Source organism: Actinoplanes regularis (assembly GCF_900188005.1).
Lineage (GTDB): Bacteria > Actinomycetota > Actinomycetes > Mycobacteriales > Micromonosporaceae > Actinoplanes > Actinoplanes regularis.
The window spans coordinates 832,496-848,383 of record NZ_FZNR01000002.1 but is presented as its reverse complement, the minus strand read 5'-3'; the positions used below and the strand labels follow the sequence as shown (position 1 = coordinate 848,383).

The following is a 15,888-nucleotide window of genomic DNA, read 5'->3' as shown; positions in this document are numbered from 1 at the left end:
ACACGACGACGGCGGAACCGGGGACGGGTCCGAAAGCGGCCACCCGCGAAGATCGATGATCTGCCTACCTGGTCGGCGGCGAAATCAAAACAGCCCGCATTCACGGCGTACGCGAAAAGGGGTTTTGCGGGCCACTGATCGCGGCCATCAAGACCTCCAGGGCTTCTTCTTCGTCCAGGTTGTGCAGGCTTTTGCAGCTCGCGGCGCGCAGCGCCGCGGGTACCGGGGCGGAGTCGAGCCGGAGCACCGTCAGTCCGGGCGCGAGGGGCACCAGATTCCAGTCCGACTCGGAGGCCCGGTGCTCCGCCGAGTACATAACGATCACCGGATCCGGGCCGGAAAGCGCGGCCGCTAGCCGATGCGCGAAGTCGACCCCCGCCGGAAGCATTTCCACGACATGGCCCGCTGCCTGCAGTGATGTGTTGATCCATTGTGCCCAGGGAGCGTCCGCGGGACTGTAGGAGAGGAGTACGGGCACGTCTCCAGCATGCCGCAACTCGCTCCACATTGAGCACCGGGCTTCGAAGGACGTCGCTCGACGGATGTGATGTTGTCATCCGTTGACGTGCAACTTGCACAACTCATAGTGTCGAAGTGGTGACGCCGGGTGGACCCTTATGCAAAACGGGGGTGTCCTGGCGACGGGGGAATTTACCAGCAACGGAGTCGAGGAGCGCTCGATGACTCTCGCGATCGGGATCAACGGCCTCGGACGAATTGGTCGCAGTTTGACCCGAATCATCGCGTCCGCGCCGAATCCGGGCGTCTCGATCGCCGCGGTGAACGACATCGCGTCCACCGAGAAACTGGCGTACGGCCTGCGCCGGGACAGCATCCGGGGACCGTTCCCGGGCACGGTGACCGCCCGCGGCGAGTACCTGGTGGTCAACGACCACGCGATCCGCGTCCACCACCAGGAGCGCCCGGAACGGATTCCCTGGGCCGACCAGGGGGTCGACGTGGTGATCGAGGCGACCGGCCGGTTCCGGGCCGGTGGCCAGGCGCGGACCCACATCACCCACGGTGGCGCCCGCAAGGTGGTGATCAGCGCCTCCGCCGACGACCCGGACGCGTTCCTGGTCCTCGGCGCCAACCACCTGAGCTACAACCCGGCCGTGCACGACGTGGTCTCGCCCGCCTCCTGCGGGGTGAACGCGCTGACCGTGATGGCCAAGGTGCTGCTCGACCGGTTCGGGCTGCGCTCGGTGAACACCTCGGTGATGCTGGCCTCCCAGGGCTGGGGGCGGGTGCAGGACTCGCTGATCGGCGCGTCGCGCGACGATCCGCGGCTGGGCCGGGCCACCGGGGAGAGCATCATCCCGCACAACCACGTGGTCGGCGACCTGGTCCGGGTGGCGCTGCCGGAGATCGGCGAGATGCGCTACAGCTACTACTGCGTACCCACGCCGATCGGATCGCTCGCCGAGCTCGCCGGGCAGACCGGGCGGCCGGTGTCGGCCGAGGAGGTCAACCGGGCGATGGCGGAGGCCGCGGCCGGGCCACTGCGCGGCATTCTGGCGTACGACCCGGACCCGACCGTCTCGATCGACGTCAAGAACAACCCGGCGTCCTGCCTCTTCGACCCGTCCGGAACGCAGACCACCGCCGACGGCGGGGTGAAGGTGCGCGGCTGGTTCGACAACGAGTGGGGCTTCTCGAACCGATTACTCGACCTGACCCGCCTGGTCGGCGAGTTGCTGCCGGTCACGTCGGCACACGTGAGCTGGAGTGTCGTCTAGGTTGGCTCGCATGATCACCCTTGCGGACGTGGAAGCCGCCGACCGGCGTATCGACGGCCGGATCCGGCGCACCCCGCTGGTCGAGGCCGAGCCGGACCGCTGGTTCAAGCTCGAGTACCTGCAGCACGCGGGCTCGTTCAAGACCCGCGGCATGATGAACAAGATCCTGAACAGCGCCGTGCCGGCGGCGGGCATCGTCGTCGCGTCCGGCGGCAACGCGGGCCTGGCGGCCGCCTACGCGGCCCGTGAGCTGCGAGTGCCGGCCGAGGTGTTCGTGCCGGTCACCGCACCGGCGGTGAAGGTCGCCAAGCTCGGCAAGCTGGGCGCCCGGGTGGTGCAGGTCGGTAACGAGTACGCGGAGGCCTATGCCGCCGCCCGGGAGCGGACCGACGCGCTCTTCTGCCACGCCTACGACGACCCGGACATGGTCGCCGGAAACGGCACACTGGGCCTGGAGATCGCCGATGAAGCGGACACGGTGCTCGTCGCCGTCGGCGGTGGCGGTCTGGTCGCCGGCGTCATCGCCGCGCTCCGCGACCGCGCGAAGATCGTCGCGGTCGAGCCGGTGAACTGCCGGGCGTTGAACGCGGCGTTGGCGAACGGGGGCCCGATCGACGTCCCGGTGGCCGGCGTCGCCGCCGATTCACTGGGCGCCCGCCGCGCCGGTGAGATCGCCTTCGAGCTTGCCGCCGACGCCGGGATCGAATCCGTCCTGGTCGAGGACGACGCGATCATCGAGGCCCGCCGGAGGCTGTGGGACGACTACCGGATCGTCGTCGAACACGGCACGGCCGCCGCCTACGCCGCGCTGACCTCGGGCGCCTACCGTCCGGCCGCCGGTGAGCGGGTGATCACCCTGCTCTGCGGCGCCAACACGGATCCGGGCGATCAGGGCTGATCCGTCCCCTCCGGCGGTGCGACCGGAGGGCCCACGACTTTAGTGATTTTCCCGGAGTCCCTCAGATTTCCGTGGTCCCGCCGACCAGTAGGGCGTGGGAATCGAGGGAGTGAACGGACGCATCGCCGATATCCAGAGCCGGATCCTGGCGTTGCAGACCCAGCAGGCCACCACCGTGACCGCGACCCGGACGTCGCAGTCGGCGGCCGGTGGGAGCGGCACGACGTTCGCCAGCCACCTCCAGGGTGCGATCGCCGCGCAGCAGGGTCCCGCGGCCAAGAAAGCCTACAAACTCAACGAAAAAGGCATTCCGGAGGATCTCGCCGCGTACGGCAACGGCCGGATCCCCACCGAAGTGCTCTCGCAGGTCGGCGACACCCGCCACAAGCTGTGGGGTCCGGCCGCGGAACAGCTGACCCGGCTCGTGGCCGATGCCAAGCGGGACGGCGTGAAGATCGGTATCACCGACTCGTACCGTTCGTACAACGAGCAGGTCGACCTGGCCCGCCGCAAGGGCCTCTACTCGCAGGGCGGCCTCGCCGCCAAGCCCGGCACCAGCGAACACGGCTGGGGCATGGCCACCGACCTGGACCTGAGCCCCGAGGCGCTGGCCTGGATGCGCCAGAACGCCGGCCGCTACGGCTTCGTCGAGAACACCAAGCGCGAGAGCTGGCACTGGGCCTTCCGGCCGAACACCTGACACTCCAGCCCACTCGAAGTCCTTACCGGGGGGAATGCGGGACCGCGGCGGTTGCGTCGCGGTCCCGCGCCGCTCCCGGCAAAAGATCAAAATCCTTCGGCGGTACGACCTACGCGCCCCGTCCGCAGGCCTCGCGGCCCAAGCCCCGTGCCGGTCGGGCGGCGGGGGAACCGTAATCGTCAGACGCGGCAGAGGATCTCGCCGTGCGGGATGCTGAACCAGCCGTCGGGGGACTCGGACCAGCGGCGCCAGCCCGCCGAGACGCGTTCGAGGTCGGCCCGTGTCGCGGCACCGGTCCGCAGGGCGGTGGCCGCCATGTCGGACTCCAGGATGCGGTCGGCCCACATGGTGCCCCACCAGTGGCGGTCGGCGTCGTCGGCGAAGCACCAGATGCTCGCGGTCGCCGTCACGTCGGTGAAGCCGGCGGCCCGCGCCCAGGAGAGCAGCCGGCGGCCGGCGTCGGGTTCGCCGCCGTTGCCCCGGGCGACGTTCTGGTACAGGCTCAGCCACTCGTCCAGCTCGGGCGCCAGGGGGAACCAGGTGAAGCCGGCGTAGTCGCTGTCCCGCGCGGCGACGAGGCCACCGGGGCGGGTGACGCGGCGCATCTCGCGGAGGGCGGCGACCGGGTCGGCGACGTGCTGCAGGACCTGGTGGGCGTGGACCACGTCGAACGTGTCGTCCGGGAAGTCGAGGGCGTGCACGTCGCCGACGGCGAAGTCGACGTTGCCCGAGCCGCGGCGGGCGATCTCGGCGCGGGCCAGGCCCAGTGCCTCGTCCGTGCGTTCCAGTGCGGTGACTCGTGTGACCTGCGTCGCCAGATCGGCGGTGATCGTGCCGGGGCCGCAACCGACGTCCAGCAGCGTGATTCCGGAGGAAAGATGCGGCAGCAGGTATGCGGCCGAATTCTCTGCGGTGCGCCAGCGGTGTGAGCGCAAGACCGACTCGTGGTGCCCGTGGGTGTACGTCGCCATGCCCTCGAAGCTAGCCACTTGGTCCCCTAATGTGGGACACCAATCCCGTATTCTGAAACAACTGATTTCTTGGTTCGCAGTTCAGGACGTAGTTTGGTGCCCATGAGGATCGGCATCGTCGGCGCGACGGGACAGGTCGGTGGCGTCATGCGCCACATCCTGGCCGAGCGCGCATTCCCGGTAGACCAGCTCCGGCTCTTCGCTTCCGCGCGCTCCGCGGGCCGCACCCTTCCGTGGGGTTCCGGCGAGGTGACCGTCGAGGACGCCGAGACCGCTGACTACAGCGGCCTGGACATCGTGATCTTCTCCGCGGGCAAGGACGGCTCCAAAAAGTACGGACCGCGGGTCGCCGCGGCCGGCGCCGTGGTCGTCGACAACTCCTCGGCCTGGCGGATGGATCCGGACGTCCCGCTCGTCGTCGCCGAGGTGAACCCGGACGCGGCCCGGGTGCGCCCCAAGGGCATCATCGCCAACCCGAACTGCACCACCATGGCCGCGATGCCGGTGCTCCGGCCGCTGCACGACGAGGCCGGGCTGGTGTCGTTCATCGCCACCACGTACCAGGCGGTCGGCGGTGCCGGGCTGGCCGGCGTCGCCGAGCTCGACGAGCAGATCAAGAAGGTCGCCGACCGGGCCACCGAGCTGACCCACGACGGGGCCGCCGTGGAGTTCCCGGAGCCCAAGGTCTTCCCGAAGCCGATCGCGTTCAACGTGATCCCGCAGGCCGGCTCGTTCGTCGACGACGGCAGCTTCGAGACCGACGAGGAGCAGAAGCTCCGCAACGAGAGCCGGAAGATCCTCGGGCTGCCGGACCTGCTGGTCTCCGGGACCTGCGTGCGGGTGCCCGTGTTCACCGGCCACTCGCTGCAGGTGAACGCGCGCTTCGCCCGGCCGCTCTCGCCCGCCCGGGCCCGTGAGCTGCTCGCCTCGGCCCCCGGCGTGGAGCTGTCGGACGTGCCGACGCCGCTGCAGGCCGCCGGGCGCGATCCGTCGTATGTGGGACGTTTCCGGGTGGACCCGACGGCCGAGAACGGGCTGTCGTTCTTCATCGCGAACGACAACCTGCGTAAGGGTGCGGCGCTGAACGCCGTACAGATCGCTGAGCTGGTCGCCGCCGAGCTGCGCTGATCCCTTCCCTGCTGGTTACCGCCCCGGCCGCGTCATCGCGGCCGGGGCGGCTCCTTTTTCGCGGTGCGCGCATGGTCGGGGCCGGCGGTGCTCGTCGAGACTGCCCGCGGCGCCTATCGCGGGCGCCCGCAGCGTTTGTCGCGGGTGTGCGTGGTGCTCATCGCGGGTGTGCACGGCGATTGCCGTGAGGATCCGTGGTGCTCATCGTGGGTGTGCGCGGCGATTGAAGCGGGCGTGCGCGGCGCTTAGCGAGGGTCGTTGTGGCGGTCATAAAGGGCCGCTGTGGCGCTCATCGAGGGTCTCTGTGGTGTGAATGCCGAAGGGAACCCGGGCGAATTGACCGGTTGGCTCGTTCCGATGAGTAATGACGGTCAATAACTGCGATCCACAATGGAAGTCCTGGGCATTTCACCCGAATCGGTAGCGCATGGTCGTTTTTAGTTGCACAGTGATGGAATGAACGACAGTGGGCTCGGCGGGGCGGGCTACTTCTGGTGCCTCCGACACCACCGAGTCGAGATCGGCGACGACGTGTGTCCCGCCCAGTACCGGCTCGGCCCGTTCGCCACGGCTGACGAAGCGACGCGGGCCCTCGAAACGGTCGAGAAGCGCAATGCCGAGTGGGATGCCGAGGATGCCCGCTGGACAGGGGAAAGCAGCTAGACCGTCACCCCGTTTCCTGTCCGACCTTCCCTGGCCTAGTTGTGCCCGCAGTCATTCGCAAGGAGGAACACCCCGATGCCCGCTGCCAAGAAGGCTTCGAGCCGACCCGCCGCCTCCGGCGCAGATCCAAGCCCCCTTCCCGGTACGGCAGAACGCGCATCCGCGGCTACGGCGGAGACCGCATCCGCGGGTGCAGCGGGTACCGCTTCTACGGGTGCCGCGTCTGCGGGTGCGGCAGAGCGCGTGTCCGCGGGTGTGGCGGGAACTGCGTCTGCGGGTGCGACGGAGCGTGTGTCCGCGGGTGTGGCGGGTACCGCGTCTGCGGGTGCGGCGAAGCGCGTGTCCGCGGGTACGGCGGGAACAGCGGCCGGATCCCGGAGTCGACGGCGCGTCGCGGCGGCCAGTAGCAACGCTCCCGACAGGACGCGGGTGACAGTGTCGGCTGACACCGGTGCGGAGCGGGACTGGAGCCCGGCCGATCCGCAGGACTCGGGGTCGGCGTGGCCGGCGTCGACGGCCGAAGGGGCGCGGCCGGACGACGGGGACACTGCTGCGACATCGCGCGGCGAGTCGACCGATCGGCCGTTCCTGGGCGGTTGGCTCCCGCCGTCGCGGGGCGCGGTGAAATCGGATGGCGAGTCCGATCACTGGGGTGCGGACCGGCCCGACCTCGAGGCGCTCAGTGTGCTGGAACCGGCGGACGGGAGTGTCGAGGTCCCGAGGACGGACGAGGCGTCGGAGCAGATGGCGGCGTTCGCCAAGAGCGCGCGGGCCCGTGGAGAGCTGTTCCTGTCGCCCGAGGACGACGGGACGGTCGAAAACGGCGGGGTGGTCCGGAGTACGCCGGTGCGGAAACGGGCGGGCGTCGCCTCCCGGGCGGGCGCCGCCTCCCGGGAGGCGGCGAAAGCCGCGGCCTCGTCGGGTATCGCGGCCTCGTCGGGTGTCGCCGAGAAGGCGGCAGCCGGCGCGGGGGCGTCGGCGTCGCGGGTGACCCGGCGGGAAGCGGCGGCTCGGCGGGCGGCGGCCCGGGTGTCGACCGGTAGTGGCAAGGCCGTGAGCGAGCCCGATCTGGTGCAGGGCGCGGATGAAGTGGCCCGGCCGGTCGCCGGCACCAAGGCGACAGGCAAGCGGGTTGCCGCCAAGGCAGCGGCCACCAGGACCACGGCGAAGAAGGCGGGCACGGTGGCCAAGGCCGCGCCGGCGAAGAAAGCGGGCGCGGTGGCTGAGGAGACGGGTGTGGCGGCCACGGCCGCGCCGACGAAGGCGGGTACGGCGGCCAAGAGCACAGTGAAGGCCACCCAGGCGAAGGCCGCCACTGGCAGGGCAGCGAAGGCGACGTCGGCGCGTGGGACGGCCGGAGCCGGCGGTGCGGAGGCCCCCGTCAAGGCGGTCGGTTCCAAGGCGGCCGCAGCCCGGCCCGCGACGCCGGTGAAGGCTGTCGGGTCGAAGGCAGCCAGCGCGAAGAAGGCCGCCCCGGTCAAAACGGTGAGGAGCAAGGCGACCGCGACCAAGGCGACCGCGACCAAGGCGGCGGCGACCAAGGCGACCGCGACCAAGGCGGCGGTATCTAAGACGGCTACTACTAAGGCGACTGCTGCAAAGGCGACTGCGACCAAAGCTGCTGCGAGTAAAGCGACCGCGGCCAAGGCTGCCGGGAGTAAGGCGACCAGGGCCAAGGCTGCGGCGAATAAGGCGACTGTGAGCAAGGCTGCCGCGAATAAGGCGGCTGCCGCGCGTGCGGCGGTCGTGGCCGAGGAAGCGGCTACCACGGCGACCCGGAGCAGGGCGGTCGCGAAGAAGACGGGGGGCCGGGTGGTCGGCGCTTCGAAGGTCACAGCGGGAAAGGCCGCCGGGACAAAGGCTGTCAGCGGCAGGGCGCCGGGTGCCAAGGGAACCGCGACCAAGACAACGGCCACCAAGGCAATGCCGAGCAAGGCCGGGGCAGCCAAGGCGACGGTGGCCAAGGCGGCAGCGGTGAAGGCAACGGGTACCAAGGCGACGGCGGCCAAGAGGACGGCGACCAAGGCGGCGGGCACCAAGGCGACAGCAGCCACGGCCACCGGCACCAAGGCTGTCAGCGGCAGGGCGCCGGGTGCCAAGGGAACCGCGACCAAGACAACGGCCACCAAGGCAATGCCGAGCAAGGCCGGGGCAGCCAAGGCGACGGTGGCCAAGGCGGCAGCGGTGAAGGCAACGGGTACCAAGGCGACGGCGGCCAAGAGGACGGCGACCAAGGCGGCGGGCACCAAGGCGACAGCAGCCACGGCCACCGGCACCAAGGCGACGGTTACCAAAGCTGCCGCGGCGAAGGCTACGGGCACCAAGGCGACGGCGGCCAAGAAGACAGCGGCCAAGTCAACGGCCACCAAGGCAACGGCGAGCAAGGCAACGGCGAGCAAGGCCGGCGCAGCTAAGGCTACGGGCACCAAGGCGACAGCTGCCAAGAAGACGGCGGCGAAGGCGACCGGCACCAAGGCGACAACCGCCAAGAAGGCAGCGGGCAAGGTGACCGGCACCAAGGTGACGGCGGCGAAGGCGACAGCCATCAAGGCAACGCCGAGCAAGGCCGGCGCAGCCAAGGCGACGGGCGCCAAGGCGGCGGTTACCAAAGCTGTGGCGGCGAAGGCTACGGGCACCAAGGCGACGGCGGCCAAAACAGCGGGTAAGAAGGCCGCGGGAACCAAGAGCACTGCGGCGAAGGCGACCGGGGTCAAGGCCACCGCTGCCAAGGCGGCCGCTACGGAACGGGGTGCGGCCAAAGCGACGGTTGGTAAGGCTGCGAAAGCGGCCAAGACCACGGCTGGTACCCGGGCGGGAACGGCTGCTGCGAAGACCACGGCCAAGGCTGCGGGCCGGAGTGCGGCCGCTACCAAGGCCACGGCAGCGAAGGTCACGCCAGCCACGAAGGCGACGGCCACAAAAACGGCCGCCGTGAAGGCGGCGACGACTGCGAAGAAGGCGTCCGCTACAAAGGCGGCCGCGAGCAAGGCGGCGACGACTGCCAAGAAAGCGTCCGCTACGAAGGCGGCCGCGAGCAAGGCGACAGCGAAGGCGGCCGCGAGTAAGGCGGCGGCGACTGCCAAGAAGGCGTCAGCTACAAAGGCGCCCGCGAGCAAGGCGCCCGCAAGCAAGGCGCCCGCGAGTAAGGCGCCCGCGAGCAAGGCGACAGCCACGAAGGCGACGGCGACGGCTAAAAAGGCGGCGACCAAGGCGACGGCCAGCAAGAGTGCTGGAGCCAGGGCGGCGGCGCCCAAGGCCACCGTGGCCAAAACCGGCACCGCGAAGGCGACGGCCAGGACGACCGCTGCCAAGACAGCCGGGGGCGCGGTCGCGAAGGCCGCCAAGTCGGCCGCGTCGAAGGCCGGAGCCGAGTCCGCCGGGTCGAGCGCGGCATCGGCTGCGGCCACGGTCCCGGCCGGAGCAGCGCCCGCGAAGGGGACATCCGCGAAGAAGGCGGCCAACAAGTCGGTCGCCGCGGCCCCGGGCAAGGCCACCGGAAACGCGGCCAAGGCCGCCAGGACGACCCGCGCCTCCGGTACGAACAGTGGTGCTGTGGGCGGCGCCGCCCGCGGCTCCCGGAGCGCCGCCACGGCCGCGTCCGCGTCCCGGGCGAGTGCCGTGCGTGCCCCGTCGGGTGCGGTCCGCCGCAACCGCTGACCGGCGGAGTCGCGCACGAGCTCGATCGCCCAGAAGACGCCCAGCCCACGGACCATCCACCCGTGAGCACGAACGGGCCGCGCTGAGAATGGCGCGGCCCGTTCGCTGTGTGCAGGCCCGCGTGGTGCGGCCGGGACGCTTCAGGGCGTACCGGAAACTGGTCGTATCGGAAAGGCCCTGGGCCGTTCCGGAAACAGGTCGTACCGCGAAGGCCCCGGGCCGTTCCGGAAACAGGTCGTACCGGGAAGGTTTGGACCGTTCCGGAAACAGGTCGTACCGGGAAGGTTCCGGCCGTACCGGGAAAAGGTCGTACCGGGAAGGTTCCGGCCGTATCGGGAAAAGGGTTTAGAAGGTGTGTTCAGCGGCCGGGAACTCGCCGCTGCGGACCTCGTTCGCGAACTGCCGCGTGGCGTCCGTCAGGGCGCCCGCGAGGTCGGCGTAACGCTTGACGAAGCGCGGCGCCTTGCCGGTACGCAGGCCGGCCATGTCCTGCCAGACGAGGACCTGGGCGTCGGTGTCCGGACCGGCCCCGATGCCGACCGTGGGGATCGGCAGTTCCTTGGTGATCTGCTTGGCGACGTCGCCCGGGACCATCTCCAGGACCACCGCGAACGCGCCCGCGTCGGTGACCGCGCGAGCGTCCGAGATCACCTCGGCGCCCTCGTTCTCCCGGCCCTGGACGCGGTAGCCGCCGATGGCGTGCTCGCGCTGCGGGGTGAAGCCGATGTGCGCCATCACCGGAATGCCGGCGCCGGTGATCGCCTCGATCTGCGGGGCCATCCGGCGGCCGCCCTCCAGCTTGACCGCGTGGCAGCCGCCCTCCTTCATGAAGCGGACAGCGGTGCGCAGCGCCTGGGTGGGGCCCTCCTCGTAGCTGCCGAACGGCAGGTCGCCGACGATCAGCGAGTGCTTCGTGGCCCGGACCACGGCCTTGACCAGCGGCAACATCTCGTCGATGGTGACCTGGACGGTGGTCTCGTAGCCGTACACGTTGTTGGCGGCCGAGTCGCCGACGAGCAGGACGGGTACGCCGGACTGGTCGAAGATCGATGCCGTGTACTGGTCGTAGGACGTCAGCATCGGCCAGCGGTCACCGCGGACCTTGGCGTTGAGCAGATCGCGGGTGCGGACGCGGCGCGTCGCCGGCCCCCCGTACAGGGTCGGGATTTCCGACATTTCGAAACTCCTCCCTCGAGGCCGCTCGGATGCGGTCCCCGGGTGCGCACATCGTCGCACCGGGGACCCGGCCTCGGTCAGGCTTCAGTGGAGGTTGTCACACCCCGGCTGCCGCCTTAACTCGGACTGATCGCTCCGCCTTCACGGAACCTGCTGGTGATCGGCAGGCGGCGGTCGCGGCCGAACGCCTTGCCGGAGATCTTGGTGCCGGGGGCCGACTGGCGGCGTTTGTACTCGGCCAGGTCGACCATCCGCAGCACCCGGTCGACCAGGGCCGGATCGTTGCCGGCCGCGATCAGCTCGGCACGGCCCAGGTCGTGGTCCACATACCCCTTGATGATCGGATCAAGCACCGAGTAGTCGGGCAGCGAGTCGGAGTCCCTCTGGTCCGGGCGCAGCTCGGCGCTGGGTTCCTTGGTGATCGAGTTCTCCGGGATGGGGGCGTCGCCCTGCGCGTTCCGCCAGCGGGCGAGCTCCCAGACCATGGTCTTCGGTACGTCCTTGAGCGGGTTGAACCCGCCGACCGAGTCACCGTAGAGCGTGGAGTAACCGACCGCGAGCTCACTCTTGTTACCGGTGGTGAGCACCAGGTGCCCGTCCTGGTTGGAGAGCGCCATCAGAATCACGCCGCGGACCCGGGCCTGCAGGTTCTCCACGGTGACGCCGGAGAGCGCCATGTTCGCCAGGAAGGCGTCGACCATCGGCTGGATCGGCTCCACGCGGTAGCTCAGGCCGGTGCGTTTGGCCAGGTCGGCGGCGTCGTCCTTGGAGTGCTCGGAGGAGTAGCCGCTGGGCATGGAGACGCCGGCGACACGGTCCGGGCCGAGCGCGTCGACGGCGATGGCGGCGACGACCGCGGAGTCGATGCCGCCGGAGAGGCCGAGGACGACCGAGCGGAAGCCGTTCTTGTCGACGTAGTCGCGCAGGCCGAGGACGAGGGCGTTCCAGATCTCCTCCGCGTCGGACGTGCGGTCGGCGATTTCGCCGGTGATCCGGCCGTTCAGCGGTGCGAGAGCGCCGGGGATCGTGACCCGGTCGATCGACATGTCGTCCGGGATGTGCTGCTCGACCCGGGGCTTCGCCGCGTCGGTCGAGCCCTCCGGGTTCGGTGTCGCGTCGGCGAGCGGCAGATCCAGGTCGTGTACGAGCAGCTCCTCGCTGAACTGCGGGGTCCGCGCCAGCAACTCCCCGTCCGCGCCGACGATCATCGAGTCGCCGTCGAAGACCAGCTCGTCCTGGCCGCCGACCATGTTCACGAAGGCGACCGCGGCGCCCGCCTCGACGGCACGGCGCTGAACCAGCGGAAGTCGTACGTCGTCCTTGTTCAGCTCGTACGGCGAGGCGTTGATGTTGACCGCCAGGCCGACGCCGGCCCGCCGGGCCGCGGTGAACGGGCCACCGGCCTGCCAGATGTCCTCGCAGACGGTGAGCGCGATGTCGACGCCGCCCAGCCGCACCACGGTCAGCGAGTCGCCGGGCTCGAAGTACCGGTTCTCGTCGAAGACGCCGTAGTTGGGCAGGTGGTGCTTGAAGTAGGTGGCGGCCACCGCGCCGCCGTGCAGCAACGCGGAGGCGTCCCGCCGGCCGATGCCGGGCGCCGCGTCCGCGCTGATCGCGGCCGGCCCGTCGGCGTCCACGTACCCCACCACCACGGCCAGGTCGCCCAGCCCGTCGGCGGCCAGGTCGGCGGCGAGCTGACGCAGGGCGTGCTGGGAGGCGTCGACGAACGAATTGCGGAAGACCAGATCCTCGATCGGATATCCGGTCAGCATCATCTCGGGGAAGGCGACCAGGTGCGCCCCGGCTTCCGCGGCCCGCTTCGACCAGCGGCGGATCGCGGCCGTATTTCCGGGAATGTCGCCGACCGTCGAGTTCACCTGAGCGAGGGCGATACGCAGCGTTGGCATGCGCCTTATTGTTCCCCAATGCCGAGGGTTCGGTTCCGGACCCAGGCCGACGTCACAGGCCAAGGTCAGCGTAGTCTCGGCTTGAGGCATTGATACCGGGACGAGGGGTGGAAGTGGACCGACAGCAGGAGTTCGTGCTTCGTACGCTCGAGGAGCGCGACATCCGTTTTGTCCGTCTCTGGTTCACCGATGTGCTCGGCACGCTGAAAAGCGTGTCGGTAGCTCCGGCCGAGCTGGAGTCCGCCTTCGAAGAAGGCATCGGCATCGACGGCTCGGCGATCGAGGGATTCGCCCGGGTCTACGAGTCCGACATGGTCGCCATGCCGGACCCGACCACCTTCCAGGTCTTCCCGTTCGAGGGCGGCGGCAGCGGCGAGAGCGCCCGGATGTTCTGCGACATCCTGCTGCCCGACGGCAGCCCCGCCTGGGCCGACCCGCGCCACGTGCTGCGCCGGGCCCTGGCCCGGGCCGCCGAGAAGGGCTTCACCTTCTACACCCACCCCGAGGTCGAGTTCTTCCTGATCCAGGACGAGGCGAACGACGGCTCGGTGCCGAAGCCGGTCGACACCGGCGGCTACTTCGACCACACCACGCACGCGGTGGCCCGGGACTTCCGCCGGCAGGCCGTGCTGGCCCTGGAGCGGATCGGCATCTCGGTCGAGTTCAGCCACCACGAGGTCGCCCCCGGCCAGCAGGAGATAGACCTGCGGTACGCGGACGCGCTGACCACGGCCGACAACATCATGACGTTCCGGCACGTGGTCAAGGAGGTGGCGCTCTCCCAGGGCGTCAAGGCCACCTTCATGCCGAAGCCGTACACCGACCAGCCGGGCTCCGGCATGCACACCCACCTGTCGCTGTTCGAGGGCGAGCGCAACGCGTTCTACGACAGTGAGGACCCGCAGAAGCTGTCCAAGACGGCCCGCGCGTTCATCGCCGGTCTGCTGGTGCACGCCCGGGAGTACACGGCGGTCACCAACCAGTGGGTCAACTCGTACAAGCGGCTCTTCCCGATGCAGCTGCCGGACCGGATCACCGAGTCGCCGGCGTTCGTCAGCTGGGGCCACCTGAACCGGTCCGCCCTGGTCCGGGTCCCGGCGTTCGGCAAGCCGAACTCGGCGCGGGTGGAGGTCCGGTCGATCGACTCGGCCGCCAACCCCTACCTCGCGTTCGCGGTCATGCTCGGCGCCGGCCTGAAGGGCATCGAGGAGGGCTACGAGCTGCCGGCGGGCGCCGAGGACGACGTCTGGTCGCTCTCCCCGGCCGAACGCAAGGCCGCGGGCTACGAGGCGCTGCCGGAGAACCTGTCCGAGGCGATCGACGTGATGGCCGGCTCGGAGCTCGTCGCCGAGGTGCTCGGGGAGCACGTCTTCGACTTCTTCCTCCGGAACAAGCGGGCCGAGTGGGAGCAGTTCCGGCGCGAGGTCACGCCGTACGAGCGCCAGCGGTACCTGGGCGCGCTCTGATTTCTTGAACGCCAGGCGGCGACGGCCCCGGGGGGTCGCCGCCGCCTGACTGGTTCAGTCGCCCCGCGCTGGGGAGGGGGCGTCCCCAGAGCGACTGACCTTTGAAGGCACCCGGAGGACTGGACGCTCCCAGACCCCGGCCCGCCGGATGCCGGCTCCTCTCATCCGTGCCACTGCCGTTGTCGCTGCTCCTGCGGCTGTTGTTCCTGATCCTGCGGTGTCTTCGGAAGACCGTTGGGCTCGGGCCGGTACCTCGGGCGGGTGCTGGGGTCCGGCCTGTGCAGGCCGCAGAACCGTTCGACGCGGGTCCGGTCCTTCCTGCCGGCCCGCTGGACCAGCTCGTCGAAGTGCCGGTCGTCCAGGGCCTTCACCCGATGATCGGGGTCCTTGCCGCTGAACTCGCGGCAGAGGTCGTCCACCTCGCGCGCGAGGGCCGGTGTCGAACCGGAGGGTTTCGGCCGTACGGAGGGCGAGGGTTTCGGCGGGTGGCTGGCCGAGTACGACGGGCCGGCCACGCTGATCGGGTCGGGCAGGGCGCCGGTGTTCGCCGCGAGGGCGACGCCACCGACCGCCGCGGTGGTGGCGAAGGCGGCCGCGGCGACCTTCAGGGTCAGCAGCTTCGCCAAAATGGAGCGTTTCGGTGGGGTCACCGGGCCGGAGGAGTGGGCGGCGGCCCGGAAGGCGGCCATCGCGGCGGCCTCACCCGACAATTCGTCGGCCGTGGCGGGCGCCTTCGCCGTGGCCAGCAGTTCGGCGAGGGGATGCCCGATCGTGGCCCGGTCGCCGCGCAACAGATTCTCCGCGGTCTTTCGGTCCATCGGACTCCATCCCTCCTGGCTGCTCATCTCATCTCCTTCAGCGCCGCAGCCCGGATCTGTGTCACCTGGCCACGAACCGGCCCCGACCTCGGCTCCGGCCCCGACCTCGGCTTCGGGGGTGGCTCCGGCTTCGGGTCCGGGCTCGGGTTCGGGGTCAGCTTCGGGTTCGGCTCGGCGAGCCGCTGCGCCAGCTGTCTCAGGCCCCGGTAGGCGGCGGTGCGGACCGCGCCGGCCCGCTTGCCGAGGATCGAGCCGGTCGCCTTGGCGTCCAGCCCGACGACCACGCGCAGCATCACCGCCTCGGCCAGGTCCCGGGGCAGGGTGGTGATCAGGGCGATCGCGGCGTCCGTGGAGACCAGCTCGATCGCCCGGTCCGCGGTGTCGTCGTCGGCGTGGAGCTCCGCGAGCTGCTCGCCCGAGCCGGCGGCCGGCACGCGGTGGCGTTGCGCGCGCAGCAGGTCCATTGCTCGGTGCCGGGCGATCGTCGCCGTCCAGCCGCGGAAGCCGTCCCAGGTCCCGGAGAAACGGTGCAGGTCACGGGCGATCTGTAGCCAGGACTCCGAGGCGACGTCCTCGGCGTCGTCGCCGACCAGTACCCGCAGGTAGCGCAGCAGCGCGGGCTGTTGCAGGCGATAGAGCCGCCGGAACGCGTCCTCGTCGCCGCCCCGCGCGTCACGCAGCACGGCGTCGAGGTCCTCCGGTGCCACCATCAGTCGACCTCCGTCCGGCCAGGCGGACAGCCGGGCCCAATTGCTACAGCGCCAG

13 protein-coding genes are annotated in these 15,888 nt (G+C 70.3%); 6 read left to right on the top strand and 7 right to left on the bottom strand.

Annotation, left to right across the window (positions count from 1 at the left end):
• Positions 1–100 precede the first annotated feature (100 nt).
• Positions 101–478, bottom strand: a complete 378-nt coding sequence (locus CHC09_RS08920) for a toll/interleukin-1 receptor domain-containing protein (RefSeq protein WP_179276984.1) — start codon at positions 476–478, stop codon at positions 101–103.
• Between the two features lie 202 nt (positions 479–680).
• Between CHC09_RS08920 and CHC09_RS08915 the strand changes: the two genes are divergently transcribed.
• The 3 genes from CHC09_RS08915 to CHC09_RS08905 all read left to right on the top strand — a co-directional run bounded on the left by CHC09_RS08915 (position 681) and on the right by CHC09_RS08905 (position 3,337).
• Positions 681–1,739, top strand: coding sequence for a type I glyceraldehyde-3-phosphate dehydrogenase (locus CHC09_RS08915; RefSeq protein ID WP_089292480.1), 1,059 nt, complete (start codon positions 681–683; stop codon positions 1,737–1,739).
• Between the two features lie 10 nt (positions 1,740–1,749).
• The gene (locus CHC09_RS08910; protein WP_089292479.1) at positions 1,750–2,637 is read left to right on the top strand and encodes a serine/threonine dehydratase; all 888 of its coding nucleotides are present in this window, start codon (positions 1,750–1,752) and stop codon (positions 2,635–2,637) included.
• Between the two features lie 109 nt (positions 2,638–2,746).
• On the top strand, positions 2,747–3,337 hold the full coding sequence (locus CHC09_RS08905) for a M15 family metallopeptidase (RefSeq protein ID WP_239138138.1): 591 nt from the start codon (positions 2,747–2,749) through the stop codon (positions 3,335–3,337).
• A gap of 179 nt (positions 3,338–3,516) precedes the next feature.
• On the opposite strand, the gene CHC09_RS08900 is transcribed toward CHC09_RS08905, so the two are convergent.
• Entirely contained in the window at positions 3,517–4,308 is a 792-nt protein-coding gene (locus CHC09_RS08900; protein ID WP_089292477.1) for a class I SAM-dependent methyltransferase, read from the bottom strand.
• 102 nt (positions 4,309–4,410) lie between these two features.
• Here CHC09_RS08900 and CHC09_RS08895 point away from each other — a divergent pair, with 102 nt between their 5' ends.
• Both CHC09_RS08895 and CHC09_RS08890 read left to right on the top strand, forming a co-directional pair.
• Positions 4,411–5,436, top strand: a complete 1,026-nt coding sequence (locus CHC09_RS08895) for an aspartate-semialdehyde dehydrogenase (RefSeq protein ID WP_089292476.1) — start codon at positions 4,411–4,413, stop codon at positions 5,434–5,436.
• Positions 5,437–5,892: 456 nt separating this feature from the next.
• Positions 5,893–6,099: a hypothetical protein gene (locus CHC09_RS08890; RefSeq protein ID WP_089292475.1), complete on the top strand. Its 207-nt coding sequence runs from the start codon at positions 5,893–5,895 to the stop codon at positions 6,097–6,099.
• A gap of 644 nt (positions 6,100–6,743) precedes the next feature.
• Here CHC09_RS08890 and CHC09_RS46165 read toward each other — a convergent pair.
• The 3 genes from CHC09_RS46165 to CHC09_RS08875 all read right to left on the bottom strand — a co-directional run bounded on the left by CHC09_RS46165 (position 6,744) and on the right by CHC09_RS08875 (position 12,839).
• Positions 6,744–9,689: a hypothetical protein gene (locus CHC09_RS46165; protein ID WP_179276983.1), complete on the bottom strand. Its 2,946-nt coding sequence runs from the start codon at positions 9,687–9,689 to the stop codon at positions 6,744–6,746.
• A 412-nt stretch (positions 9,690–10,101) separates the two neighbouring features.
• Positions 10,102–10,932 (bottom strand): 3-methyl-2-oxobutanoate hydroxymethyltransferase, encoded by an 831-nt coding sequence (panB, locus tag CHC09_RS08880; protein WP_089292473.1) that lies wholly within the window; start codon positions 10,930–10,932, stop codon positions 10,102–10,104.
• Positions 10,933–11,048: 116 nt separating this feature from the next.
• The gene (locus CHC09_RS08875; protein ID WP_089292472.1) at positions 11,049–12,839 is read right to left on the bottom strand and encodes an NAD+ synthase; all 1,791 of its coding nucleotides are present in this window, start codon (positions 12,837–12,839) and stop codon (positions 11,049–11,051) included.
• Positions 12,840–12,952: 113 nt separating this feature from the next.
• On the opposite strand from CHC09_RS08875, the gene glnA reads away from it, so the two are divergent.
• The gene (gene glnA / locus CHC09_RS08870; protein ID WP_089292471.1) at positions 12,953–14,305 is read left to right on the top strand and encodes a type I glutamate--ammonia ligase; all 1,353 of its coding nucleotides are present in this window, start codon (positions 12,953–12,955) and stop codon (positions 14,303–14,305) included.
• Positions 14,306–14,466: 161 nt separating this feature from the next.
• On the opposite strand, the gene CHC09_RS08865 is transcribed toward glnA, so the two are convergent.
• Entirely contained in the window at positions 14,467–15,150 is a 684-nt protein-coding gene (locus CHC09_RS08865; RefSeq protein ID WP_143232246.1) for a hypothetical protein, read from the bottom strand.
• Complete coding sequence (locus tag CHC09_RS08860; protein WP_089292469.1) at positions 15,147–15,833, bottom strand: RNA polymerase sigma factor; 687 nt, start codon at positions 15,831–15,833, stop codon at positions 15,147–15,149. The genes CHC09_RS08865 and CHC09_RS08860 overlap by 4 nt, the downstream gene beginning before the upstream one ends.
• Between the last annotated feature and the right edge of the window lie 55 nt (positions 15,834–15,888).